Annotated in this window: 21 protein-coding genes and 1 pseudogene; 11 read left to right on the forward strand and 11 right to left on the reverse strand. The window is 36.9% G+C overall.

All coding sequences use genetic code 11. The features are described from left to right. Positions 1–167: 167 nt before the first annotated feature. From BS85_RS0100720 to BS85_RS09985, 4 genes are all read left to right on the forward strand, one after another. On the forward strand, positions 168–1,121 hold the full coding sequence (locus BS85_RS0100720; protein ID WP_051604615.1) for a DNA cytosine methyltransferase: 954 nt from the start codon (positions 168–170) through the stop codon (positions 1,119–1,121). Next, positions 1,118–2,263 carry a phospholipase D-like domain-containing protein gene (locus BS85_RS0100725; RefSeq protein WP_026943107.1) on the forward strand — a complete coding sequence of 382 codons (1,146 nt, stop codon included), beginning with the start codon at positions 1,118–1,120 and terminating at the stop codon, positions 2,261–2,263. The genes BS85_RS0100720 and BS85_RS0100725 overlap by 4 nt, the downstream gene beginning before the upstream one ends. A gap of 154 nt (positions 2,264–2,417) precedes the next feature. Beyond that, positions 2,418–2,681 carry an EVE domain-containing protein gene (locus BS85_RS11850; RefSeq protein ID WP_245596250.1) on the forward strand — a complete coding sequence of 88 codons (264 nt, stop codon included), beginning with the start codon at positions 2,418–2,420 and terminating at the stop codon, positions 2,679–2,681. Beyond that, positions 2,681–2,860 carry a zinc ribbon domain-containing protein gene (locus tag BS85_RS09985; protein WP_084310107.1) on the forward strand — a complete coding sequence of 60 codons (180 nt, stop codon included), beginning with the start codon at positions 2,681–2,683 and terminating at the stop codon, positions 2,858–2,860. The genes BS85_RS11850 and BS85_RS09985 overlap by 1 nt, the downstream gene beginning before the upstream one ends. A gap of 146 nt (positions 2,861–3,006) precedes the next feature. Here BS85_RS09985 and BS85_RS0100740 read toward each other — a convergent pair whose 3' ends face one another. After that, the gene (locus BS85_RS0100740) at positions 3,007–3,639 is read right to left on the reverse strand and encodes a CatA-like O-acetyltransferase (protein ID WP_211246887.1); all 633 of its coding nucleotides are present in this window, start codon (positions 3,637–3,639) and stop codon (positions 3,007–3,009) included. 437 nt (positions 3,640–4,076) lie between these two features. Between BS85_RS0100740 and rrpB the strand changes: the two genes are divergently transcribed. Then, positions 4,077–4,415 carry a MarR family transcription factor RrpB gene (gene rrpB, locus BS85_RS0100750; RefSeq protein WP_026943109.1) on the forward strand — a complete coding sequence of 113 codons (339 nt, stop codon included), beginning with the start codon at positions 4,077–4,079 and terminating at the stop codon, positions 4,413–4,415. A gap of 28 nt (positions 4,416–4,443) precedes the next feature. On the opposite strand, the gene BS85_RS0100755 is transcribed toward rrpB, so the two are convergent. Together BS85_RS0100755 and BS85_RS0100760 are read right to left on the reverse strand one after the other, a co-directional pair. Continuing rightward, positions 4,444–4,923: a DUF411 domain-containing protein gene (locus BS85_RS0100755; protein WP_026943110.1), complete on the reverse strand. Its 480-nt coding sequence runs from the start codon at positions 4,921–4,923 to the stop codon at positions 4,444–4,446. A 33-nt stretch (positions 4,924–4,956) separates the two neighbouring features. Then, a complete protein-coding gene (locus BS85_RS0100760; protein ID WP_026943111.1) occupies positions 4,957–5,940 on the reverse strand; it encodes a hypothetical protein in 984 nt (327 codons plus the stop codon). Between the two features lie 299 nt (positions 5,941–6,239). Here BS85_RS0100760 and BS85_RS11175 point away from each other — a divergent pair, with 299 nt between their 5' ends. After that, positions 6,240–6,431: a hypothetical protein gene (locus BS85_RS11175; RefSeq protein WP_156937994.1), complete on the forward strand. Its 192-nt coding sequence runs from the start codon at positions 6,240–6,242 to the stop codon at positions 6,429–6,431. 90 nt (positions 6,432–6,521) lie between these two features. Here BS85_RS11175 and aroC read toward each other — a convergent pair whose 3' ends face one another. The 4 genes from aroC to BS85_RS0100785 are packed head-to-tail and all read right to left on the reverse strand — an operon-like array spanning position 6,522 to position 9,760. Next, positions 6,522–7,598: a chorismate synthase gene (gene aroC, locus BS85_RS0100770; RefSeq protein ID WP_026943112.1), complete on the reverse strand. Its 1,077-nt coding sequence runs from the start codon at positions 7,596–7,598 to the stop codon at positions 6,522–6,524. Beyond that, complete coding sequence (gene rnc / locus BS85_RS0100775; protein WP_026943113.1) at positions 7,595–8,269, reverse strand: ribonuclease III; 675 nt, start codon at positions 8,267–8,269, stop codon at positions 7,595–7,597. The genes aroC and rnc overlap by 4 nt, the downstream gene beginning before the upstream one ends. An 8-nt stretch (positions 8,270–8,277) precedes the next feature. Beyond that, a complete protein-coding gene (rnhA, locus tag BS85_RS0100780) occupies positions 8,278–8,703 on the reverse strand; it encodes a ribonuclease HI (RefSeq protein WP_026943114.1) in 426 nt (141 codons plus the stop codon). Beyond that, a complete protein-coding gene (locus BS85_RS0100785) occupies positions 8,678–9,760 on the reverse strand; it encodes a hypothetical protein (protein ID WP_026943115.1) in 1,083 nt (360 codons plus the stop codon). The genes rnhA and BS85_RS0100785 overlap by 26 nt, the downstream gene beginning before the upstream one ends. A 102-nt stretch (positions 9,761–9,862) precedes the next feature. On the opposite strand from BS85_RS0100785, the gene dnaG reads away from it, so the two are divergent. The 5 genes and pseudogenes from dnaG (at position 9,863) to BS85_RS12155 (ending at position 14,300) form a co-directional block, all read left to right on the forward strand. Beyond that, a complete protein-coding gene (gene dnaG, locus BS85_RS0100790) occupies positions 9,863–11,542 on the forward strand; it encodes a DNA primase (protein ID WP_026943116.1) in 1,680 nt (559 codons plus the stop codon). Further along, the gene (locus tag BS85_RS0100795; protein ID WP_026943117.1) at positions 11,520–12,497 is read left to right on the forward strand and encodes an argininosuccinate synthase domain-containing protein; all 978 of its coding nucleotides are present in this window, start codon (positions 11,520–11,522) and stop codon (positions 12,495–12,497) included. The genes dnaG and BS85_RS0100795 overlap by 23 nt, the downstream gene beginning before the upstream one ends. A gap of 2 nt (positions 12,498–12,499) precedes the next feature. Next, a complete protein-coding gene (locus tag BS85_RS0100800; protein ID WP_026943118.1) occupies positions 12,500–13,108 on the forward strand; it encodes a nitroreductase family protein in 609 nt (202 codons plus the stop codon). A 337-nt stretch (positions 13,109–13,445) separates the two neighbouring features. Continuing rightward, positions 13,446–13,808: pseudogene (locus BS85_RS12150) on the forward strand (methyl-accepting chemotaxis protein); the annotation flags it as partial. Between the two features lie 84 nt (positions 13,809–13,892). Next, entirely contained in the window at positions 13,893–14,300 is a 408-nt protein-coding gene (locus tag BS85_RS12155) for a CZB domain-containing protein (protein ID WP_245596256.1), read from the forward strand. A gap of 49 nt (positions 14,301–14,349) precedes the next feature. On the opposite strand, the gene BS85_RS0100810 is transcribed toward BS85_RS12155, so the two are convergent. The 4 genes from BS85_RS0100810 to BS85_RS0100825 form a co-directional block, all read right to left on the reverse strand. Further along, on the reverse strand, positions 14,350–14,931 hold the full coding sequence (locus BS85_RS0100810) for a flagellar FLiS export co-chaperone (protein WP_026943120.1): 582 nt from the start codon (positions 14,929–14,931) through the stop codon (positions 14,350–14,352). A 250-nt stretch (positions 14,932–15,181) separates the two neighbouring features. Beyond that, a complete protein-coding gene (locus tag BS85_RS11180) occupies positions 15,182–15,358 on the reverse strand; it encodes a hypothetical protein (protein ID WP_156937995.1) in 177 nt (58 codons plus the stop codon). 151 nt (positions 15,359–15,509) lie between these two features. Further along, entirely contained in the window at positions 15,510–15,710 is a 201-nt protein-coding gene (kcuS, locus tag BS85_RS0100820) for a KCU-star family selenoprotein (RefSeq protein WP_026943121.1), read from the reverse strand. A gap of 461 nt (positions 15,711–16,171) precedes the next feature. After that, the gene (locus BS85_RS0100825) at positions 16,172–18,289 is read right to left on the reverse strand and encodes a carbon starvation CstA family protein (protein ID WP_026943122.1); all 2,118 of its coding nucleotides are present in this window, start codon (positions 18,287–18,289) and stop codon (positions 16,172–16,174) included. Between the last annotated feature and the right edge of the window lie 397 nt (positions 18,290–18,686).

Genomic DNA, 18,686 nt, shown 5'->3' on the forward strand with positions numbered 1-18,686 from the left:
CCTTGATTTCACCTTAAAATATGGAAGTATATAAAATTGCAAAGAATTTAAAAGTGATATTATCACAATTTACACCAAGAAAACTTATCCTCTTGGATTACTTGAATCTGTTTAATTTTATTTGCAATTTGCTATGATACTATTTTGGATTTTAATAAGGAAAAATAATGCACAATACTCAAATAACCTTTATTGACCTTTTTGCTGGTATCGGTGGATTTCATTTAGCATTTAGTGGGGGTAAATGCTTATTTGCTAGTGAGATAGACCCCAATGCTCAAAAAACTTATCATTTAAACTTCCCTAAAACTCTACTTCTTGGTGATATTACTTTAGAATCTACCCAAAATCAAATCCCACAAAATTTTGATATTTTATGTGCTGGATTTCCTTGTCAAGCTTTTTCTATTGCTGGATACCAAAAAGGATTTGAGGATACAAGAGGCACACTATTTTTTGAAATTGCAAAAATCACAGAAAAACATAAACCAAAAGTGTTATTTTTAGAAAATGTAAAGAATCTTAAAGCCCACGATAAAGGAAAAACTTTTGATGTGATTAAATCAACTTTAGAGCAATTAGGTTATTGTGTGTATAATGAAGTTTTAAATTCAGCCACTCACGCAAATATTCCTCAAAATAGAGAGCGGATTTTCATTGTAGCTTTTGATAAATTACAAGTTAAAAATCATCATCAATTTACTTTTCCAAAACCTATTAAGCTTACAAAAACAATTCATTCCTGCCTTATTTCAAAAAAGCAGGAAGGTTTGTTTTATTACACACCTAAAAGTCAATATTATGAATGGCTGGAAAAAGAGGTTGTTAAGAAAGATACAATTTATCAACTTCGTAGAATTTATGTGCGAGAAAACAAATCAAATCTTTGTCCTACATTAACTGCAAATATGGGAACAGGGGGGCATAATGTGCCAATCATTAAAGATGATTTTGGTATTCGTAAATTAACACCTAGAGAATGTTTTAATTTTCAAGGTTATCCTAAAAACTTTAGATTACCAAATTTACCAAATTCTAAACTTTATATTCAAGCTGGAAACTCTATCACTTATCCTTTGGTTAAAAGGATTGCAAAAGAAATTTTAAAGGTTTTGCAATGAAAAGTTTTTTCAAGCTTGATAGAGAAAAAAGCTTAAATTATGTGGAATCTTTGCAGATTATTTCTAGCCTATCAAAACTATTCAGCGAAAATAGCACACCATTTTTGCATTATCGTGCAATGGAAAATCTTTTTTGTCAATGTTTTCAAGCAGAAAATTTAAGTCGTTCCGATACTGCTTATGATGCAAAAATTGGAAATTTAGGCATTGGTTTAAAAACTTTTATTTGCAATAAAAAAGCAAGCATTGAAAAAGTAGCGGAATTTAACAAGGATTCTCAAATTTTAAAAACTAAAGCAAATATAGAATTAGCTAAGACTTTAGCAATATTGCGAAATGAGAGAATCCAACTTGCAAACGATTTATATGGAATTACAAATTCAATCTACCATATTATTGCAAGGGATACAAATAAACTTATATTTTTTGAAACAGATTATGAAAAAATCAATATAGACAATATAAGAGACATTAAGGACACTAAAGCAAGTCTAAGTTTTTATGATGGTGTGAATGAATATTATTTTAATCGTTCAAAAAATGTTTTGCAAAGAAAATTCTATATTCCACAAAAATTTTCTAGTGTAGATATAAAAATTTTAGAAAACCCTTTTGAGTTTTTGCTTTTGCTTAAAGATAATCTTTTAGGAGCAAATGTTATAGAGCCAAAAATTGCGGGGGTTGATTATGTTATTTTGCCATTATATAGCACAAAAAGCAAAGAAAAAAATGTGCCTGAAAAAAGTGGTTTAAATCAATGGAATGCTGGAGGAAGAAAAAGAAAATATGGAGAGGTTTATATTCCTGTCCCTACAAAGATTCATCAGCTTTGTCCAAACTTTTTTCCCTCTCGCGATATACCTTTCACCTTAAGAACACCTCTTGATGAAAATTTGCAGGTAAAGCTTTGTCAAGACAATTCTAAAGCATTGATGAGCAATCCAAATGATGATTTAGCAAATTGGCTTTTAAAGAAAGCCTTAAGATTACGAGAGGGAGAAATAGCAACTTATGAAAAAATGCAAAATTTAGGTTTTGATTGTGTAATTATTGAGAAAAAAGAAAATGGAATATACAATATTGATATTAGACCATTAGATAGTTATGAGAAATTTATCAATGATTTTGAAAAAAATTTATAGGACACCCAATGCGCTACTTCATCGGCATAGCATCAAAAAATCATATTCAAATAGGACAAGCAGGGGGATTTTGCCAACTCTGCCACGGCAAAGCCGCGCCGCTTAAAAGAATGAAGCAAAATGATAAATCATCTATTATAGCCCAAAGCTTACTATGGAATCTAAAGAACCTTATCAAGCATTTACGGCACTTGGTGAAATCGCTGATGAAAATGTGTATCAAGTGGAGATGTTTAAAGGTTTCTTTCCCTTTAGGCGTGATGTGCTATGGAGCGAAATTAAGCGAGAATGCCCTTTAAACGTGGCAAAGACACATCAAGAATGGAAAGCCTACGCAAGCAAACTACGTTTTGGGCATTTTGAAGTCTCCAAAGAGTTTTTTAACTTCCTCGCAGAGTATATGACAAAGGATTCTTAATGCAAAATACAATCTGCCAAAGTTGCGGTATGCCCCTTAATTCAAAGGAACAAATGGGGCTAGAAAAAGATGGAAGCATAAGCCTTGATTATTGCAAGTATTGCTATGACAAAGGCGAATTTATAGATAAAGTCTCACTGCAAGAGTATATACAAATGTGTGCAATGTATGGCGCATAAGCGGGAATGAGCAATGAACAAATGAAAGCACACTGCACCAAGTTATTCCCGACACTCAAAAGGTGGCAAACTTCTTAAAAACAAGCTCCAATGCCCACATTCCAAGCATTCCATAAATTACCAATCCCAAGCAGATTTAAGCACGCCTATTTCCAATGATTCAACAGATAATTTTGCAAATGATTGACAAATAAGCCTAGATGATACCCATCGCAAACCCTATGATTAACCTGTATCGCAAGGGGCAAAAATATCTGATTGCCATTATGATAATATTTTCCCATTGTAAAGATTGGAAGCAGATAATCAAAACCTTGATGCATATTTAAACAAAACCCCTCAAACGACACCCAAGGGATAGAGGAAATATGAAATAGATTCTTGATATTTGCGGGTTTTGGGGCAAAGGATTTGCTGTTGCTATAATTCCTCATATCCTCAAGGCAGTTTTTGTAAAATAAATGAAAATCCTCATTGTATTCTGTATAAACAGATGAAAAAGTTTTAGTATCTTTATTAAATAGCGTATAGCTTGGATTTATAATATCGTAATACCCAAGTTTAGAATCCTCAAATGACATTTTAAACTCTTTTAGGCTATTTGCGGTTTTTGCTATGTAATAAATCATTGTGGAATAAAACTTCAAAGAATCCCTTATGATATTGGACACCTCTAGTTTGATTGTGATACCATAAGTGCATTGCGTAACATTAGAATAGTGATGATAATGCTCTTTTCTCTCCCAATTTTCAATATCCATAATCTTAAATATTGCCAAATTTAAACCTTTTTAGATGGGATTTTTTGAACGCTTTTTAAGTCTGTGCATTATAGCAAAATTTGCTATGAACTCACTCGTTTTAGGAGCAAGAACCCACCATTTAAAATCTACGATTCAATGAGACTTATTCTGTGGCACATTTGAAACTCTCCACTAGAAAGCAGCTGCACAAGCGCAGTCGCATAAGTGCTATAAGACACCTTACTTTCACCCTTTGCACTAACTTAAATTCCTCGCCTATCCATTCATAATTCCGCGCTTCCCCTCATAAAACATTGCTGCAGGGCTGATATAAAGCCATTCTCATCAAACTGCACTTTGCTCCTCACAAACGCACTCACCTCAAACCCTGCATTCACTGCCTCTTGCACGATTGCACTTCCTGCTCTACCCTTTACCGCTAAATTAGAATCTCCTCATAAAAGGAAGCAAAAATGAATGCGTATATTTCACCTTGTCCGATTGAGACAACTCTAAACCTCATCGGCGATAAATGGAAAATCATCATCGTGCGGGATTTGCTTAGCGGAACAAAGCGATTTGGTGAGCTGAAAAAATCTGTGGGTGCGACTAAAAATCAGAGTATCTCTCAAAAAGTGCTTACACAAAACTTGCGAGAGCTTGAAGAGATAAGGATTATCAAGCGCAAAGTCTATGCAGAAGTGCCTCCACGCGTGGAATATAGCCTAACAGCACTTAGGCTTAGCCTAGATTCTGCGCTACATTCCTTAGAATCGTGTGGAGAAAATTATAAGTTAAATTCCCCAAACTAAAAACAAAAATTTCAAACAAGATTCATCTCTATTTCACCTTTCCGCTTTTTAACATTTTCTCCCCTTTGTAAATGCCAAAAACCTTGTAACCTCCACCCTCTGTCATTAACACAACAGGATATTCTTCGTAGGTTCCTTGCTCCATTCCCGGACTTCCTTGTGGCATACCCGGAGTTGAAACACCAATCACATCTTTTGGAGAGTTTTCCAATAACCATTCTACGGCATCTACTGGCACATGCCCTTCTATTGCATACTTTATACCATTTTTTTCTATCACTCCTGTATGGCAACTTTGATATTTTGGAGCGATTTTAAAATCTTCTTTAATTTTCATAAATAATTCATCGTCTTTATGTGATTTCACTTGAAAGCCTTTTGCGCTCATATACTTCGCCCATTCTTCACAGCAACCACAAGTCGGGCTAGAATACATTTGAATCTCTTTCGTGGAATCTCCAAAAAGTGCCATACTTGCAAATACCAATAAACCTATTGATTTTCTCATAATTTTTCCTTAAATCTTAAAATAGAACGCAGATTATAACACATCTAAACTCTCTCTCCATTTTGTTGGACGAGTTAGAATCTCTAAAGCGCACTTTTGATGGGTTTGGCGAAATTTTAGAGATTGCAAAACGCAAAAATGCTCCAATACTTGATGACAAATGGAAGTATGAGGAAGCAAATAGGCTTCAGGCACACTTAAAACGCAATGAGAAAAACTCTTGAGATTCTCTCTTTGATTTTCTACCACCTCTAAGGCAATAGCGGGGATTCCACAGGCTAGAATCTCCCCCAAACTCTGCCCACAAGCACAAATGCAAAGATCCATTTGCCTTATTAAATCCACCATTTCTTGTGCGCACAAATCCCGATAAAGTTTAGCACCCAAAATTGTGGAATCCTTTGTGATACAATGCAAATTTAAATGCGGATAAGCCTTTTGAAGCGCGGTGATTAAGGGTTGATTTAAGCCTAAAATATCACTTCCTCCAAGTGTAATTAAAACATTTTTCACTTCTTGCCTTAGAGAAATGGGCGGTTTTTTCAAAGCCTCCAAAAAAGGCATTTGCAACAAGCGATAATCACTGCCTAAAAACAACAAATGATGAGGGTATTTTTCTCTATATTGCGCCACATTTGCACACGGCGCATTATTAAGCAGGATTCCATTAGGATAATCTAAGCGCAAAGTATCGTCAAAAAACAAGCAAACCTCCGCATATTGCGTAGCTAAAATATAAGAATCCAAAGACAACACATAAGAATCAATTACTATCAGTTGATAAGGCTTTGCAGAATCGCTATTAAGTGTGGGTTTGAGTACGGGGGGATTAAGGGGCGAAGTCTGCGGACGCTTATTGGTATTGAGTGTTTGCGCGTTTAAAAGTGCAGAATCCAAAAGGCTAGTGCGGAATTCAAGAGATTCTAATTCTGCTTGCAAAGCCCGACAACGACTTAAATGCCCTAGCCCCACGCCAAGCTTACCATCGGCAAAAATCAATGCTTGCATTTTCTGCATTCCTAACCTTAAAATAAATTTTAGGCATTATAACAAAATTGTAAAAAAATTAAAATTTTAGAATGGAGTTGTTAATTTTCACCGTTGTGTCTCTTGTCTCGTCCTTGCGCCCCCGCTTTTTTGTCATTGCGAGGCAACGCCGAAGCGCACATTTGCGTTAGTAAATTTGCCCACACTTGCAAATCCATAATCTTGCACACTTAAAATCTTACCACTTAGTCATTGCGAGGCGTTAGCCGAAGCAATCTATAATGCAGAATCTCGCCTTTGATAATTCTACTTCAGTTTAAAGTTATAGATTGCCACGAAAATTCTACAAATTTTCTCGCAATGACATACCACCACTTCCGTCATTGCGAGGAATGAGCAAAGCGAATGACGAAGCAATCCATAATTCAGCATACAGAAAAATTTACAATGGAATCTCTAAAAAGTGCAATATTATGGATTGCTTCACTTCGTTCGCAATGACGCAAATGGTAAAATTATAAGCAATCCAAAGTTATAGATTGCCACGAAAATTTTACAAATTTTCTCGCAATGACGCGGTGGGCAATTTAATCGTGAAGTGGCAAATCCATTCAAACATTATAGATTTTTTGTAGATTCTCTAATTTGCTTGTGGCATTCAACAACAACATATCCGCTAGAATCAACGCAAGACTAGATTCGCAAACAACGCTCCCGCGCACCGCAATACAAGGGTCGTGTCGCCCTTTGATATTGCATTCTACCGCATTACCATAAATATCTTGCGTTTGTTGCGGGAGAAAAATGCTAGGCGTAGGCTTAAAATGCACCCTTAAAACAATCTCGCCCCCCGTACTAATCCCCCCTAAGATTCCGCCGCAATGGTTACTCATAAAACCTTTCTGATTCATTGCATCATTGTTTTGCGCACCTGTTTTTTTTGCGGATTCTATGCCATCGCCAATCTCTACGGCTTTGACGCCATTTAAGCCAAGCAGAAGCGCACCAAGCGCAGAGTCTAGCTTGTAATACAAAGGCTCTCCAAGCCCACAAGGCACACCACAAGCCCTAACTAACGCCACTCCACCCACGCTATTGTGCGTATTCCTTGCATTTTCAATCGCTTCTTTTTGTGCCGATTCCACTTGCGCATCTAGCGCGAAAATTTCGCTTTTTGAGGCGTGATTAAAATCCAAGTTTTGCGCTGCGATTCCGCCAACGCTTAAGATTCCGCTTTGTAGAGTAATGCCAAAGGGCTGCAAAAGCATTTTAGCAATCGCACCCGCTGCAACACGCGCACTTGTTTCCCTTGCGCTACTGCGTCCGCCCCCGCGATAATCTCGGATTCCATATTTTTTGAAGTAAGTAAAATCAGCGTGTCCGGGACGAAAGAGGTTCTTAATAGAATCATAATCGCTGCTTTTATTAGCAGAATTTTTAATAAAGAATCCCAAAGGTGTTCCTGTCGTCTTGCCCTCAAACACACCACTTAGAATCTCCACACTATCCGCTTCTTTACGCTGTGTGGAATAGAGATTCCGCCCACCTGCACGTCTTTGCATTTCTGTTTGTAAAAAATCCATATCTAGCGTGATTCCTGCGGGTAATCCGTCTATCACACCCCCGATTCCTTCCCCGTGGCTCTCGCCAAAGGTTGTAACCCTTAATGCCTCTCCAAAGGTATTCATTTTGCCCCTTTTAATTTATTGAATGCAATCTTAGCGCAACTTTGCTGGGCTTCCTTTTTGCTCTTACCATTTGCTCTTGCGTATTCTTGCTTGTTAATCTGCACACTCATCAAAAATTCCTTTTGATGATCAGGACCAAAGGAATCTAGCACAATATATTCTGGAGTAACCCCAAATTGCGCTTGAGTCAGTTCTTGTAAAGCGGTTTTGTGATCATAAAATAGGCTGTTTAAATCAATCTTTGGATACACTTCCTCTAGCAATCCAAGCATTATTTTGCGCACAATCTCCAAGCCACTTTCTAAATACATTGCTCCCATTAAGGCTTCAAAGGCATTAGAGAGAATGGAATCCTTCTTGCGCCCCTCATTTTGCTCCTCTGAAGCAGAGATATACAAAAACTCTCCGATATGCAAATGCCTAGCCACTTTTGCAAAGGCTTTTTCATTCACCATTGAAGCGCGCATTTTTGAGAGTTCGCCCTCCCTAGAGTTTGGGAATTTTTTATACAAAAACTCTCCGATGATTAAATCCAACACCGCATCGCCTAAAAACTCCAAACGCTCATTGTGCGCACCTTTTTTCGCACTTTTATGCGTCAAAGCTTCCTTGAGTAGTGATTCCTTTTTGAAGTGATAACCCAAAACTTTTTCAAATTCTTTTAAATCCACGCAAATCCTTAATGTTCTTTAAACTTCAATGCCTCATTCTTAGCAATCTTATCGCACCTTTCATTCTCCAAATGTCCGCTATGCCCCTTGACCCACTCCACTTTGATTTTATGCGGTTTGGAGACTTCCAAATAATATTGCCAAAGTTCGGGATTTTTTACATTTTTAAAATCCTTTGCAACCCAATTTGGAAGCCATTTGCTCACACCCTCCAAGACATATTTAGAATCGCAAACTACCAAAACTTCGCAAGGCTCTTTTAATGCTTCTAAACCTTTAATAAGCGCGGTTAATTCCATTTGGTTATTTGTTGCAACCTTTGCGCCACCGCTTAAAATCTTTTCGTGTTGCCCATAGCGCAAGATTCCACACCAACCGCCACTCCCGGGATTGCCCAAAGAAGAACCATCACAAAAAAGAGTAACGCGCTTCATCTTGCTTTTCTTTCAAAAATACGAGTGTTTTGAGGGTTAAAAGCTCCTCACAATGTGGGCAATGTTCAAAAACCAAAGGCGTGGTTGCCTTGCAAGACTTGCATTGATAGCTAAAACCCAAATCCCCTTGAAAGCTTTTGTGTGTCCTTAAAAGGCAAAGGGTTTCTAATTCAAAAGTTGCTTTTTGTGAGAAACTAAGGGGCAGAATCCCTTTTGCTTCAAAAATGTCCTTTAAGATTCTGCTTTGCGGGGTTATTTGTGCATTTTGCAATTCTTTGATTAAGTTTTCTGGAATCGCCTCTCTTTTGAGATTCCACAATAAATCTTGCAACTCCAAAAGAGATTCTTTTGGGATATTCATCAAGCATTCCCAAAATAGCGCGGGATAAAAATCTTTAAAAAAATTTAGAATCAAGCGCGACAAAAGTGGCTCCTCTTGCAAAATTTTCAACATTTTTTTTGTCATCTCCTCACTTTTTTGCTGACTTGAAACTAAAATTTTTACCTTGAGATAACGCCGATACAATCCCGTGCCACCTTGCATTTCCTCCAAGCAATCTAATGCGCTTAAAGCCTCTTTAAACAAACTTAACTTCTCATAAGTTCTAATCAAAGCCTTTAAAACAAGAGGGTTTCTCGGAAAATAATGCAATATTTCCAAATAAATCTCCTTAGCCCTCAAAGGGAATCCGGCTTTTGTATAGACGATTCCAAGAGATTCTAAAATTGGCACTTTATCCACAGGATTAGGAATGGAATCCAACAATGCAACATAAAGACGAATCGCTTTTTCGTAATTTGCACTCTTTTGATACATTTTTGCCATAAAAAGCAAGGAAGAAGTGGGATTAGGGCTTAGGGCTAAAAACTCTTGTGCTTCCTTATCAAAACCAATATAATCAAAACCTTCTATAAATTTATTTAAAGAATCCTGCTGTCTTTTGCTGATGAGATAATTCCAATAATAAGCAAAAAGGCTAACAATTCCAACACAAAAAATAAATACCACAATGCCAAAAAGCGGGTCGCGATATTCAAGGTTCTCCAAAAAATTCAAATCTTCCCTTTTGTGAAAAATCTTCCAAATTATAACAAAACTTATAGATAAAATTTTGTAAAATATGCGATTTTTAAGTTTGAAAATAATTTTGGAGCGGAATTGATTGCACAGGCAAGTATTGAAATTCTCAAAAATCAATTAGATATTTTAGAAGTAATTAGCCATTATATTGAAGTAAAAAAAATGGGTAGCAGCTACAAGGCTTGTTGCCCCTTTCATCAAGAAAAAACACCTAGCTTTGTGATTAATGCAAATAAGGGATTCTACCATTGCTTTGGTTGTGGGGCAAGTGGCGATTCTATCAAGTTTGTAATGGAATATGAAAAGCTAAGTTACATAGAAGCCATTGAAAAACTCGCACAAATCTACAATGTTACTTTGGAATATTCTAATGAAAACAAAAAAAATGATGATTTTAAAATTTTGGATTTTATGAATCAATATTATCAATCGATGCTCAATAGCGAAGTGGAATCCTATATCAAAGAGCGTGGAATCACAACAGAGCTAAAAACGCGTTTTGAGCTAGGTTATGCGCCCAATAATTATGAAATAATGGCACACATGCAACGCAACTTTATCAATCTCCAAAATGCACTCAATGTTGGGGTGCTTGGCGTAGATATAGAAAATGGCGCAAAACGTTATTATGCAAGATTGACACAGCGGCTTATTTTTCCCATTCGCTCCGCGCAAAACAAAATCATCGGCTTTGGCGGACGCACACTAGGCAATCACCCGGCAAAATACATCAATTCTCCCCAAACAAAATTATTCAATAAATCGCAAGTTCTTTATGGTTACCCACAGGCTAAAGAGAGCATTTACCGCTTAAATTCCATTATCATCACAGAGGGATATTTAGATACGATTATGTTGCATCAAGCAGGTTTTACAAACGCGGTGGCAACCTTAGGCACTGCATTAACGCGTGAGCATTTACCTCTACTTGCAAAGGGGAATCCCAAGATTATTTTAGCCTTTGATGGCGATAATGCGGGAATGCAAGCCGCCTTTAAAGCCGCTAGTCTTTTAAGTCTAGCCAATAAAGAAGGGGGTGTTGTCCTATTTGATGGAGGATTAGACCCCGCAGATATGGTAAAAAATGGAGAAATTGAAGAGTTAAAAAGCCTGTTTGATTCTCCCATTCCCTTGATTGATTATGTGCTAAATACGATTCTAAAGCAGTTTGATTTAAAAAATCCTGTGCAAAAAGACGCGTGTTTAAAAGAATCTTTAGCCTATCTCCACCAACTCTCACCCGTCATACAAGAGGAATATAAATCTTGGCTTGCACAACAACTCCATCTCCCCGCTCATCTGATTAAAACGCACTCTATACAAAATTCTATCACGCAAAACCTCTATCCAAAAACCCAAAGTAGCCAGAGTGATTTCTATGGATTGGCAGAAAAAATCATCATCAAAAGCGTTTTGGAGGATAAGAATCTTTTAGATTTTGTGTTAAACTACCTAGAACCACAAATGTTTCACTCTGAAAATCTCGCATACCAAAAGCTGCTTCAAGGGCAATTAGAATCTCCCGAATTAATTGGAATCCTATTAGATTCTAAAATCAAACCCCAAAACAAAGAAAAATTAAAACAACAAATGATTATGATTCTATACAGACATTATGATGAGCAGAAAAAATCTCTTTTGCAAGATCATTCCCTCACATTAAGAGAAAAGGCATTCCTATTAAGAAAATACCAAAAATATTTAGACGATTTAAAAAAAGGAGACTTGATACTTTATGAAAGCACTAGCACTTTTTAGCGGTGGGTTAGATAGCCTACTTGCCATTAAGATTATTAAAGACTTAGGAATTGAGGTTGTTGCCTTGCACTTTAACATTGGCTTTGGCGCAAAGAGCGATAAAAGCGAGATTCTGCGTCAAAGGCTAGAGCAAGTGGGTGCAGAATTAAAAATTGTAGATATTAGGAAACAATTTTTTGATGAGATTCTTTTTAAGCCTAAATTTGGCTATGGAAAATACTTTAATCCTTGCATTGATTGCCACGCAAATATGTTTGCACACGCACTAAAAATGCTAGAAAGCGAGGGAGCGAGTTTTGTCATTAGCGGAGAAGTTTTAGGGCAGCGTCCAAAAAGTCAGCGCGCAGAGGCTTTGGGGCAGGTAGAGCGTCTGTGTGGGGCAAATGGTTTGATTGTGCGCCCAATGTCAGCAAAGCTTTTACCGCCCACGATTCCAGAACAAAAAGGGTGGATTCCTAGAGAGAGCCTCCTTGATATTAGCGGTAGAGGGCGGAATCGGCAGTTAGAATTAGTAGAAAAATATGGCATTACTTACTATGAGCGTCCCGGTGGTGGTTGTCTGCTTACAGAAACTTCTGTTGCAAATAAAATTAAAGACATTCAAGCGCATCGTGAAGTTGTGTTTGAGGATATGGAGCTTGTGAAGTTTGGGAGGTATTTGATTCTACCAGATGGTGCGCGTTGCGTGATTGCTAGAAATGAGGAAGAGAATCAAAAGCTAAATTTCTATCACCCCAAAATGAGTAAAATTGAATTACTAGATTGCATAGGACCTTTGGGTTTAGTAGAAAAGGACGCGAGTGCGCAGGATAAAAGCCTTGCTATCTCACTTACCCTGCTTTATGGCAAAGCACAAGCCAACCAACCCTACAAAGTGCGCTTTGAGGGAAGTGAAATAGAATCTATTGCTTTTGAAAGCAAAGAAAAAGCAAAACAATTTTTAATAAAGGAATGAGAATGAAACAAGAATTTTTGGATATTGTTAAAGCGCGTTATTCTTGCAGGAATTTTAAGGATTCTGCAATCAAACAAGAGGATTTAGAATATATCTTAGAAGCAGGTCGTCTTTCCCCTAGCTCACTTGGTTTAGAGCCGTGGAGATTCTATATAGTCCAAGACAAAAACAAAAAAGCAGATATTGCTGCCATTGCAAACCACCAAAGCCAAGTGGCAAACTGCGGAGCTATCCTTATCATTACCGCTCGTCTTGACTTTGGAGAATATTTTATCCCCAAACTAGAATCGCGTAAGTTGCCACAAGCAGAAATCAATAAAAGAATCTCTCTTTACAAGCCTTTCATTGATAATATGAATCAAGAGCAAAAATTACATTATGCAAGAGAACAGGTTTTTTTAGCGTTGGGCAATTTAGCAAATGCTACAAGTGCTTTAGGGCTTGGAAGTTGTATTGTCGGTGGATTTGATTCCAATAAGCTAGATGAATATCTAAAATTAGACACCACAAAGGAACAAAGTGCGATTCTACTAGTCATTGGAGAAAAAACTTCTGATGAGATTCCACAAAAGATACGTAATGCTAAAGAAGAAATAATCAAATTCCTATAATCTTTCAAGTAAAATTTTGTTACTTTTAGATATAATAAGCGAATTTTTATCTAAAAATACAAGCAAATTTACACTTAAAGGACAATCAATGTTTAGCAATGCAAAAAAGGAGCAAGAGCTTATAGCAGAGAACAGGACATTACATTCAAAAATTGAACAACTTGAAAATGCCCTGCGCAAATGTGTAGAAGAAAAAGAGGAGCATAAAACATTGCTTGAAAAATTCAAAGCAAATGAAGTTCACACAAAGACATTTGATAAAATCTTGGATATGCTTACCAATTCGTCTTCTAAACATTTAAAAATCTTGCAAGATAACTTTGCTTCCTCTGTTGAAATGTTGCAAGAAGCAAAAAAAACTTCATCAGAAAGTGCCCAACAAACAAAATCTCTTGAAGAAGGAATCACAAATAGCGTCTCCAATGTGACAGAAAAGCTCAATAGCCTACAAACAATGATTCAACAAGTGTATCAAGATTTGGATTCTATCTCTAATGTTATCAATCTTATCACAGATGTTAGCGATCAAACCAACTTATTAGCATTAAATGCAGCAATTGAAGCGGCACGCGCGGGGGAACACGGAAGAGGATTCGCAGTTGTTGCCGATGAGGTGCGAAAACTCGCTGAACGCGCACAAAAGGCAACCAAAGAGATTGAAATGAATATTCAAGTGGTTCGCCAAAATTTCTCTGAAGTCCAAGTTTTCACAGAGGAAATGGTAGATGAGATGCAACATGTCAATGGGGAGGTTGAAAAGTTTGTTGAAGTAGGAGAAGCTTCTATGAATGTAAGACTAAATTCCGCAAATGTCTTGGACACAACTTTCATTGGGCTTGTAAAACTAGACCACTTGCTATTCAAAATCAATGGATACAAAGCAATCATCAATGATGATAAAGAAATCACACTCGCAAACCATCACGATTGCAGACTTGGTAAATGGTATGAAACAGGCAATGGCAAGGAAATGTTTAGCCGATTGCCAAGCTATGGCGAATTAGAAACACCACACGACAATGTGCATACCTCATTTAGAGAGGCAATTGATTTATTCAGAAGCAAAGGCTTACTAGAATCAAGTGAGGAAATTTTATCTTTACTCACCGCAGGTGAAGTTGCTTCAGATGAAGTAGTAGATACATTAGATAAAATTTTGGACGAAAAAGTTACCGCAAGAAACAATACTTAAGAATAAACCATTTGGCATTATCGCTTCGTGCGATTCTGCCAAACTATTTTTATCGCCCAAATAGCCCTTTAAAAGAGTTTGGATCAAAGTTTTCAAAGTCAAATTCTTGTGTATTTTGCGCACCAAGTGGCAAACTTGCTTTTTCAATCAATCCGCTAATTTGTTGCATTTTTTGCATAATTTCATTATGCTTATTTGTTAGGTTCTCACCAATAGAACCCTCCATTTGACTTGGCATAGGCAAAGAAAGTGCAACATTTTCTCCTGCAAGACTTAATGTAAGCTCTCTACCAAATAGAGATTCTCCCTTGAATTGAGCAGCTTTGGCTGTGTTATCTAATTGCGCTAAATCCTCTCCACTACTTTTGATTTGATTTCCTAAACCGCTTAATGTCATATCTGCAATCTGCATTGCGCCAATCATTTCATTTGCACCTTTTACACCATCACTAAACTTACGAATCGCTAAAGCAGTTTGCGACAAATTTGGCAATTCTTGCACTTCTTGAGTGTTTTTGGATTCTATATTTTGTGTTTGGGATTCTTGAGTGGGCATTGTTGGTTTTAAAGCCTCCACTTGAGAATTTGGATAAACTTTCCCGATTCCATAGGGATTTACTGATGACAGCATTTAAACTCCTTTTAAAATTTTAAAATTGAAAAGCATTTATCATTCCACTTTTAAAAATAGATTTTCACTTGTTATTTTTTATCTCCACAAAAAAATTTCAAATTCTCTTGACAATCCACAAAACTAAATCAACCCTAAAAAATTCCATTACAAAAATTTTTATATGCTAGATTGCAGATTGCTTCGTCATTTCATTCCTCGCAATGACAGAAGTGGGAGACACAATGATGAGGTAGTTTGCTTTTCGTCATTATAGAGAAAATTTGAAAAATTTTCGCGGCAATCTATAATGCGGAATCTCATTTGTAAAGCTTCCATTGTAAAATTTTCTATATGCTTGATTATGGATTGCTTCGGCTTCGCCTCGCAAGGACGCATAGATTCTCTGTTGTTGCGAGAGATTCGTTAGAATCTCATAACAATCCATACTCTTGTCTATTGCCTTAAACTTTGCAATTCCAAACCTTTAGGATTCCATTCGTTTAACATAAATACAATTTGACAATCTTTTACAAAAAAGAGGAGGAGTATTTTTAAATGCTTTGCTCTGTATCCATAAACCTTATGGCTCTAGCTCATCAGCATTTATTTCTTCCAGCACCATATTTGGCTTCCATTGCTTCTTTGAAAAATTCCCTCTGTGTTTTTGGAATCTTATCAGGGTGGTTTTGCCGCATATGCTCCACATATTTATCATAACTTGGCATACCCACGAGCAAATGAAAGAATCTATCAGATTTTTTATAAAGTGCTTTTAAGGTTGCAATAATTCTTTTCATATAATATCCTTAAATTCACATTGTAAGGTATTTATGATTAAAAAAATATAAGAAAAAGATATAAAAGGAATGCAGTAGATAAATGAGTATAAATCCCACAAGGGATTTATTTTGTTGCCTCATCAAGTTTTTTATTTACCTTAGCCTTTTGCAGTCTTAACCGCTTCATTCTTAATGTTTTACCACATCGTTATTCTCATTGCTATAATTCCTAAAGTTGTAAGCATTGCAACCAAACTAACAGAAAATATAAATTTTATCAAAATATTTCAAAGATTGTCCGCAAAACAAGAGAAACAAAAGAGATTTTACAGCCTGATTTAGCACTAAAAATTGGTATAAAGTCAGTGTCTTTTTATTCAAATTGTGAATGTTGTAGAGAAAGTATTAGATGTGGATATATGCAGCTTTTTAAAAGCATAGAATCCAAAAGGAGAAAAACCCCTTTGGATTTATAAATTTTAGCCGTGTGCGGCAACTTTTCCTTCATATTTGCTTGCTTCTTCATAGGGAGATTCCGCAAGTGGAATATCCATTTCACCCTTTGTCGCTTTAAGACAAATGCGAATTGTTTGAATTAAAATCAAGCAAGTTACAAACATAAAGAATGCACAAAGCCCCGCATTTACCAAGTTGTTTGTCGCAATAGTGGCGAATCTCTCTGCTAATACTGGATCTGTAGCCTCTGCGGCTTTTGCGCTATTGATTTGCCAAAGCGCAATATGACTTACTGCATCATGCACTCTCTCTCCATTTGCAGGAAGAAGCTTTAAGATACCCGCATAAAGCGTTGTAATCAAAACCCAAGCAGCAGGTAAAATCACAACCCAAGCTTGTTTTGCTTTGCCCATTTTAAAAAGCACTGCAATCACAAGCAAGAGTGCCATACCTGCAAGCATTTGATTGGATACGCCAAAGAGTGTCCAAAGAGATTTTACACCCCCTTGTGGGTCTGTGATTCCTTGATAGAGGATATAACCCCAACCCGCAACACAAATCAAAGTCGCAATCACACCCCAAAACATAGATTGAATATTCCCAATTGGAGCATACACATTACCCAAAACATCTTGCACCATAAAGCGTCCTGCTCTGGTTCCCGCATCAACCGCAGTTAAAATAAACAAAGCTTCAAACAAGATTGCAAAGTGATACCAAAATGCAGTAGAACCTTGATTAAACAAAGGCACTTCAGAAATGATAGTAGCAAGTCCAATCGCAAAAGTTGGCGCACCCCCTGTTCTACTTAAAATACTATTTTCACCAATTTCTGTTGCTTTATTTAAAATCTCCTCTGGTGTAATCACAAAACCAAAACTATTAATGGTTTGTGCTGCAACCGCTGCAGCTTGAGTTACATCAGTAATTCCTGTTGTTCCTAGTCCTGCTGGAGCAACATTGATAGAAAAATATAATCCCGGAGTTAAGATACACGCAGCAATCAAAGCCATAACTGCAACTGCAGATTCCATAACCATAGAACCATAACCCACCATTCTTGCGTGAGATTCTTTTTCTAACATTTTTGGAGTTGTTCCACTTGAAATTAATGCGTGGAATCCACTAATCGCTCCACAAGCAATCGTAATAAAGAGGAATGGGAAAAGCTGCCCACTAAAGACAGGTCCTGTGCCATCAACAAATTTCGTAATGCTTGGAAATTGAATATCAGGTGCTACAATCAAGATTCCTGCCGCCATCAAAACAATGACGCCGATTTTCAAAAATGTGCTTAAATAATCGCGTGGAGCAAGCAAAAACCACACAGGAAGAATTGCTGCAACAAAACCATAACCAATCATAATGTAAGTCAATGTAACGGGAGTAAGCGTAAAAATTGCAGATAAAGTTGGGTTTTCTGCAACTGCTTGTCCATAGTATAAAGCAAGAATCAATAACACAAATCCGATAATACTTGCTTCACCAATTTTTCCCGGACGCAAAAAGCGCATATGGATTCCCATATAAATCGCAATCGGAATCGTCATCGCAATCGTAAATAATCCCCAAGGAGACTCTGCTAAAGCATTCACAACAACCAATGCCAAAATTGCAATAATCAACATCATAATGCCTAAGATTCCAATCATTGCAATACTTCCAACGCCTTTACCGAGTTCTAACTTGATAATCTCGCCAAGTGATTTTCCGTTGCGACGCATAGAAATAAACAAAACCGTGAAGTCATGCACTGCACCCGCTAACACAACCCCGACAACAATCCAAATCATTCCGGGCAAATATCCCATTTGCGCAGCAAGGATTGGACCCACAAGAGGACCAGCCCCCGCAATCGCTGCAAAATGGTGTCCAAATAAAACAATTTTGTTCGTTGGACAAAAATCGCGTCCGTCATTCATCGTGAGTGCAGGAGTTGCACGATTATCGTCTAACCCCAAAACTTTTTCTGCTATATATTTAGAGTAGAATCTGTAACCAATCATATAGATACACACTGCAGCCACTACAATCCAAACAGCAGAGATTGTCTCGCCTTGATGTAATGCTAAAACACCAAAGCCCCAAGCACCAATAAAGGCGATAATCGCCCAACCAATCATACTTAAAACTTTATTCATAAAGCTCCTTCCTAAATCCAATTCGTGCTACCTAAGAGCAAAACCATTATACATTGGATTCCACAGCATATCCATTAAATTTAAATATTATTTTTCCATTTTGCAACATTTTGTAAAAAACTCTTTTTAAATGTTAAATTTTTACCCATTTTCAAGTGAGATAGAATTTCTAATGTCAATAAAGTTATACTTACAGACACATATAACATAGAATATTAAAACAGATATATTCAGAGAAGTTGAGGGGAGTAGAGAACATAAACATTACACTGATTTTATGCTTAATAATATAGTGTTTAGGTGCGGTGGGGATTATATTTTTAAAGATGGGGATTGTGTTGTTTTAAACGCAATATCCACAAAAAAAGGGATTCTATCAAGTTGCAAATTGCAAAAA

The organism is Helicobacter rodentium ATCC 700285 (assembly GCF_000687535.1).
Taxonomy (GTDB): Bacteria; Campylobacterota; Campylobacteria; order Campylobacterales; family Helicobacteraceae; genus Helicobacter_D; species Helicobacter_D rodentium.

Excerpts from the sequence above, each read along its gene's own strand:
- BS85_RS0100795 (WP_026943117.1), top strand. The coding sequence starts at position 11,520 with ATGAAAGCACTAGCACTTTTTAGCGGTGGGTTAGATAGCCTACTTGCC.
- aroC (WP_026943112.1), bottom strand. The coding sequence starts at position 7,598 with ATGAATACCTTTGGAGAGGCATTAAGGGTTACAACCTTTGGCGAGAGC.
- BS85_RS0100725 (WP_026943107.1), top strand. The coding sequence starts at position 1,118 with ATGAAAAGTTTTTTCAAGCTTGATAGAGAAAAAAGCTTAAATTATGTG.
- BS85_RS0100760 (WP_026943111.1), bottom strand. The coding sequence starts at position 5,940 with ATGCAGAAAATGCAAGCATTGATTTTTGCCGATGGTAAGCTTGGCGTG.
- BS85_RS11850 (WP_245596250.1), top strand. The coding sequence starts at position 2,418 with ATGGAATCTAAAGAACCTTATCAAGCATTTACGGCACTTGGTGAAATC.
- BS85_RS11180 (WP_156937995.1), bottom strand. The coding sequence starts at position 15,358 with ATGGATTGTTATGAGATTCTAACGAATCTCTCGCAACAACAGAGAATC.
- BS85_RS0100720 (WP_051604615.1), top strand. The coding sequence starts at position 168 with ATGCACAATACTCAAATAACCTTTATTGACCTTTTTGCTGGTATCGGT.
- BS85_RS12155 (WP_245596256.1), top strand. The coding sequence starts at position 13,893 with ATGAATGTAAGACTAAATTCCGCAAATGTCTTGGACACAACTTTCATT.
- BS85_RS0100825 (WP_026943122.1), bottom strand. The coding sequence starts at position 18,289 with ATGAATAAAGTTTTAAGTATGATTGGTTGGGCGATTATCGCCTTTATT.
- BS85_RS09985 (WP_084310107.1), top strand. The coding sequence starts at position 2,681 with ATGCAAAATACAATCTGCCAAAGTTGCGGTATGCCCCTTAATTCAAAG.
- rrpB (WP_026943109.1), top strand. The coding sequence starts at position 4,077 with ATGAATGCGTATATTTCACCTTGTCCGATTGAGACAACTCTAAACCTC.
- BS85_RS0100810 (WP_026943120.1), bottom strand. The coding sequence starts at position 14,931 with ATGCTGTCATCAGTAAATCCCTATGGAATCGGGAAAGTTTATCCAAAT.
- BS85_RS0100755 (WP_026943110.1), bottom strand. The coding sequence starts at position 4,923 with ATGAGAAAATCAATAGGTTTATTGGTATTTGCAAGTATGGCACTTTTT.
- BS85_RS0100800 (WP_026943118.1), top strand. The coding sequence starts at position 12,500 with ATGAAACAAGAATTTTTGGATATTGTTAAAGCGCGTTATTCTTGCAGG.
- rnhA (WP_026943114.1), bottom strand. The coding sequence starts at position 8,703 with ATGAAGCGCGTTACTCTTTTTTGTGATGGTTCTTCTTTGGGCAATCCC.
- kcuS (WP_026943121.1), bottom strand. The coding sequence starts at position 15,710 with ATGAAAAGAATTATTGCAACCTTAAAAGCACTTTATAAAAAATCTGAT.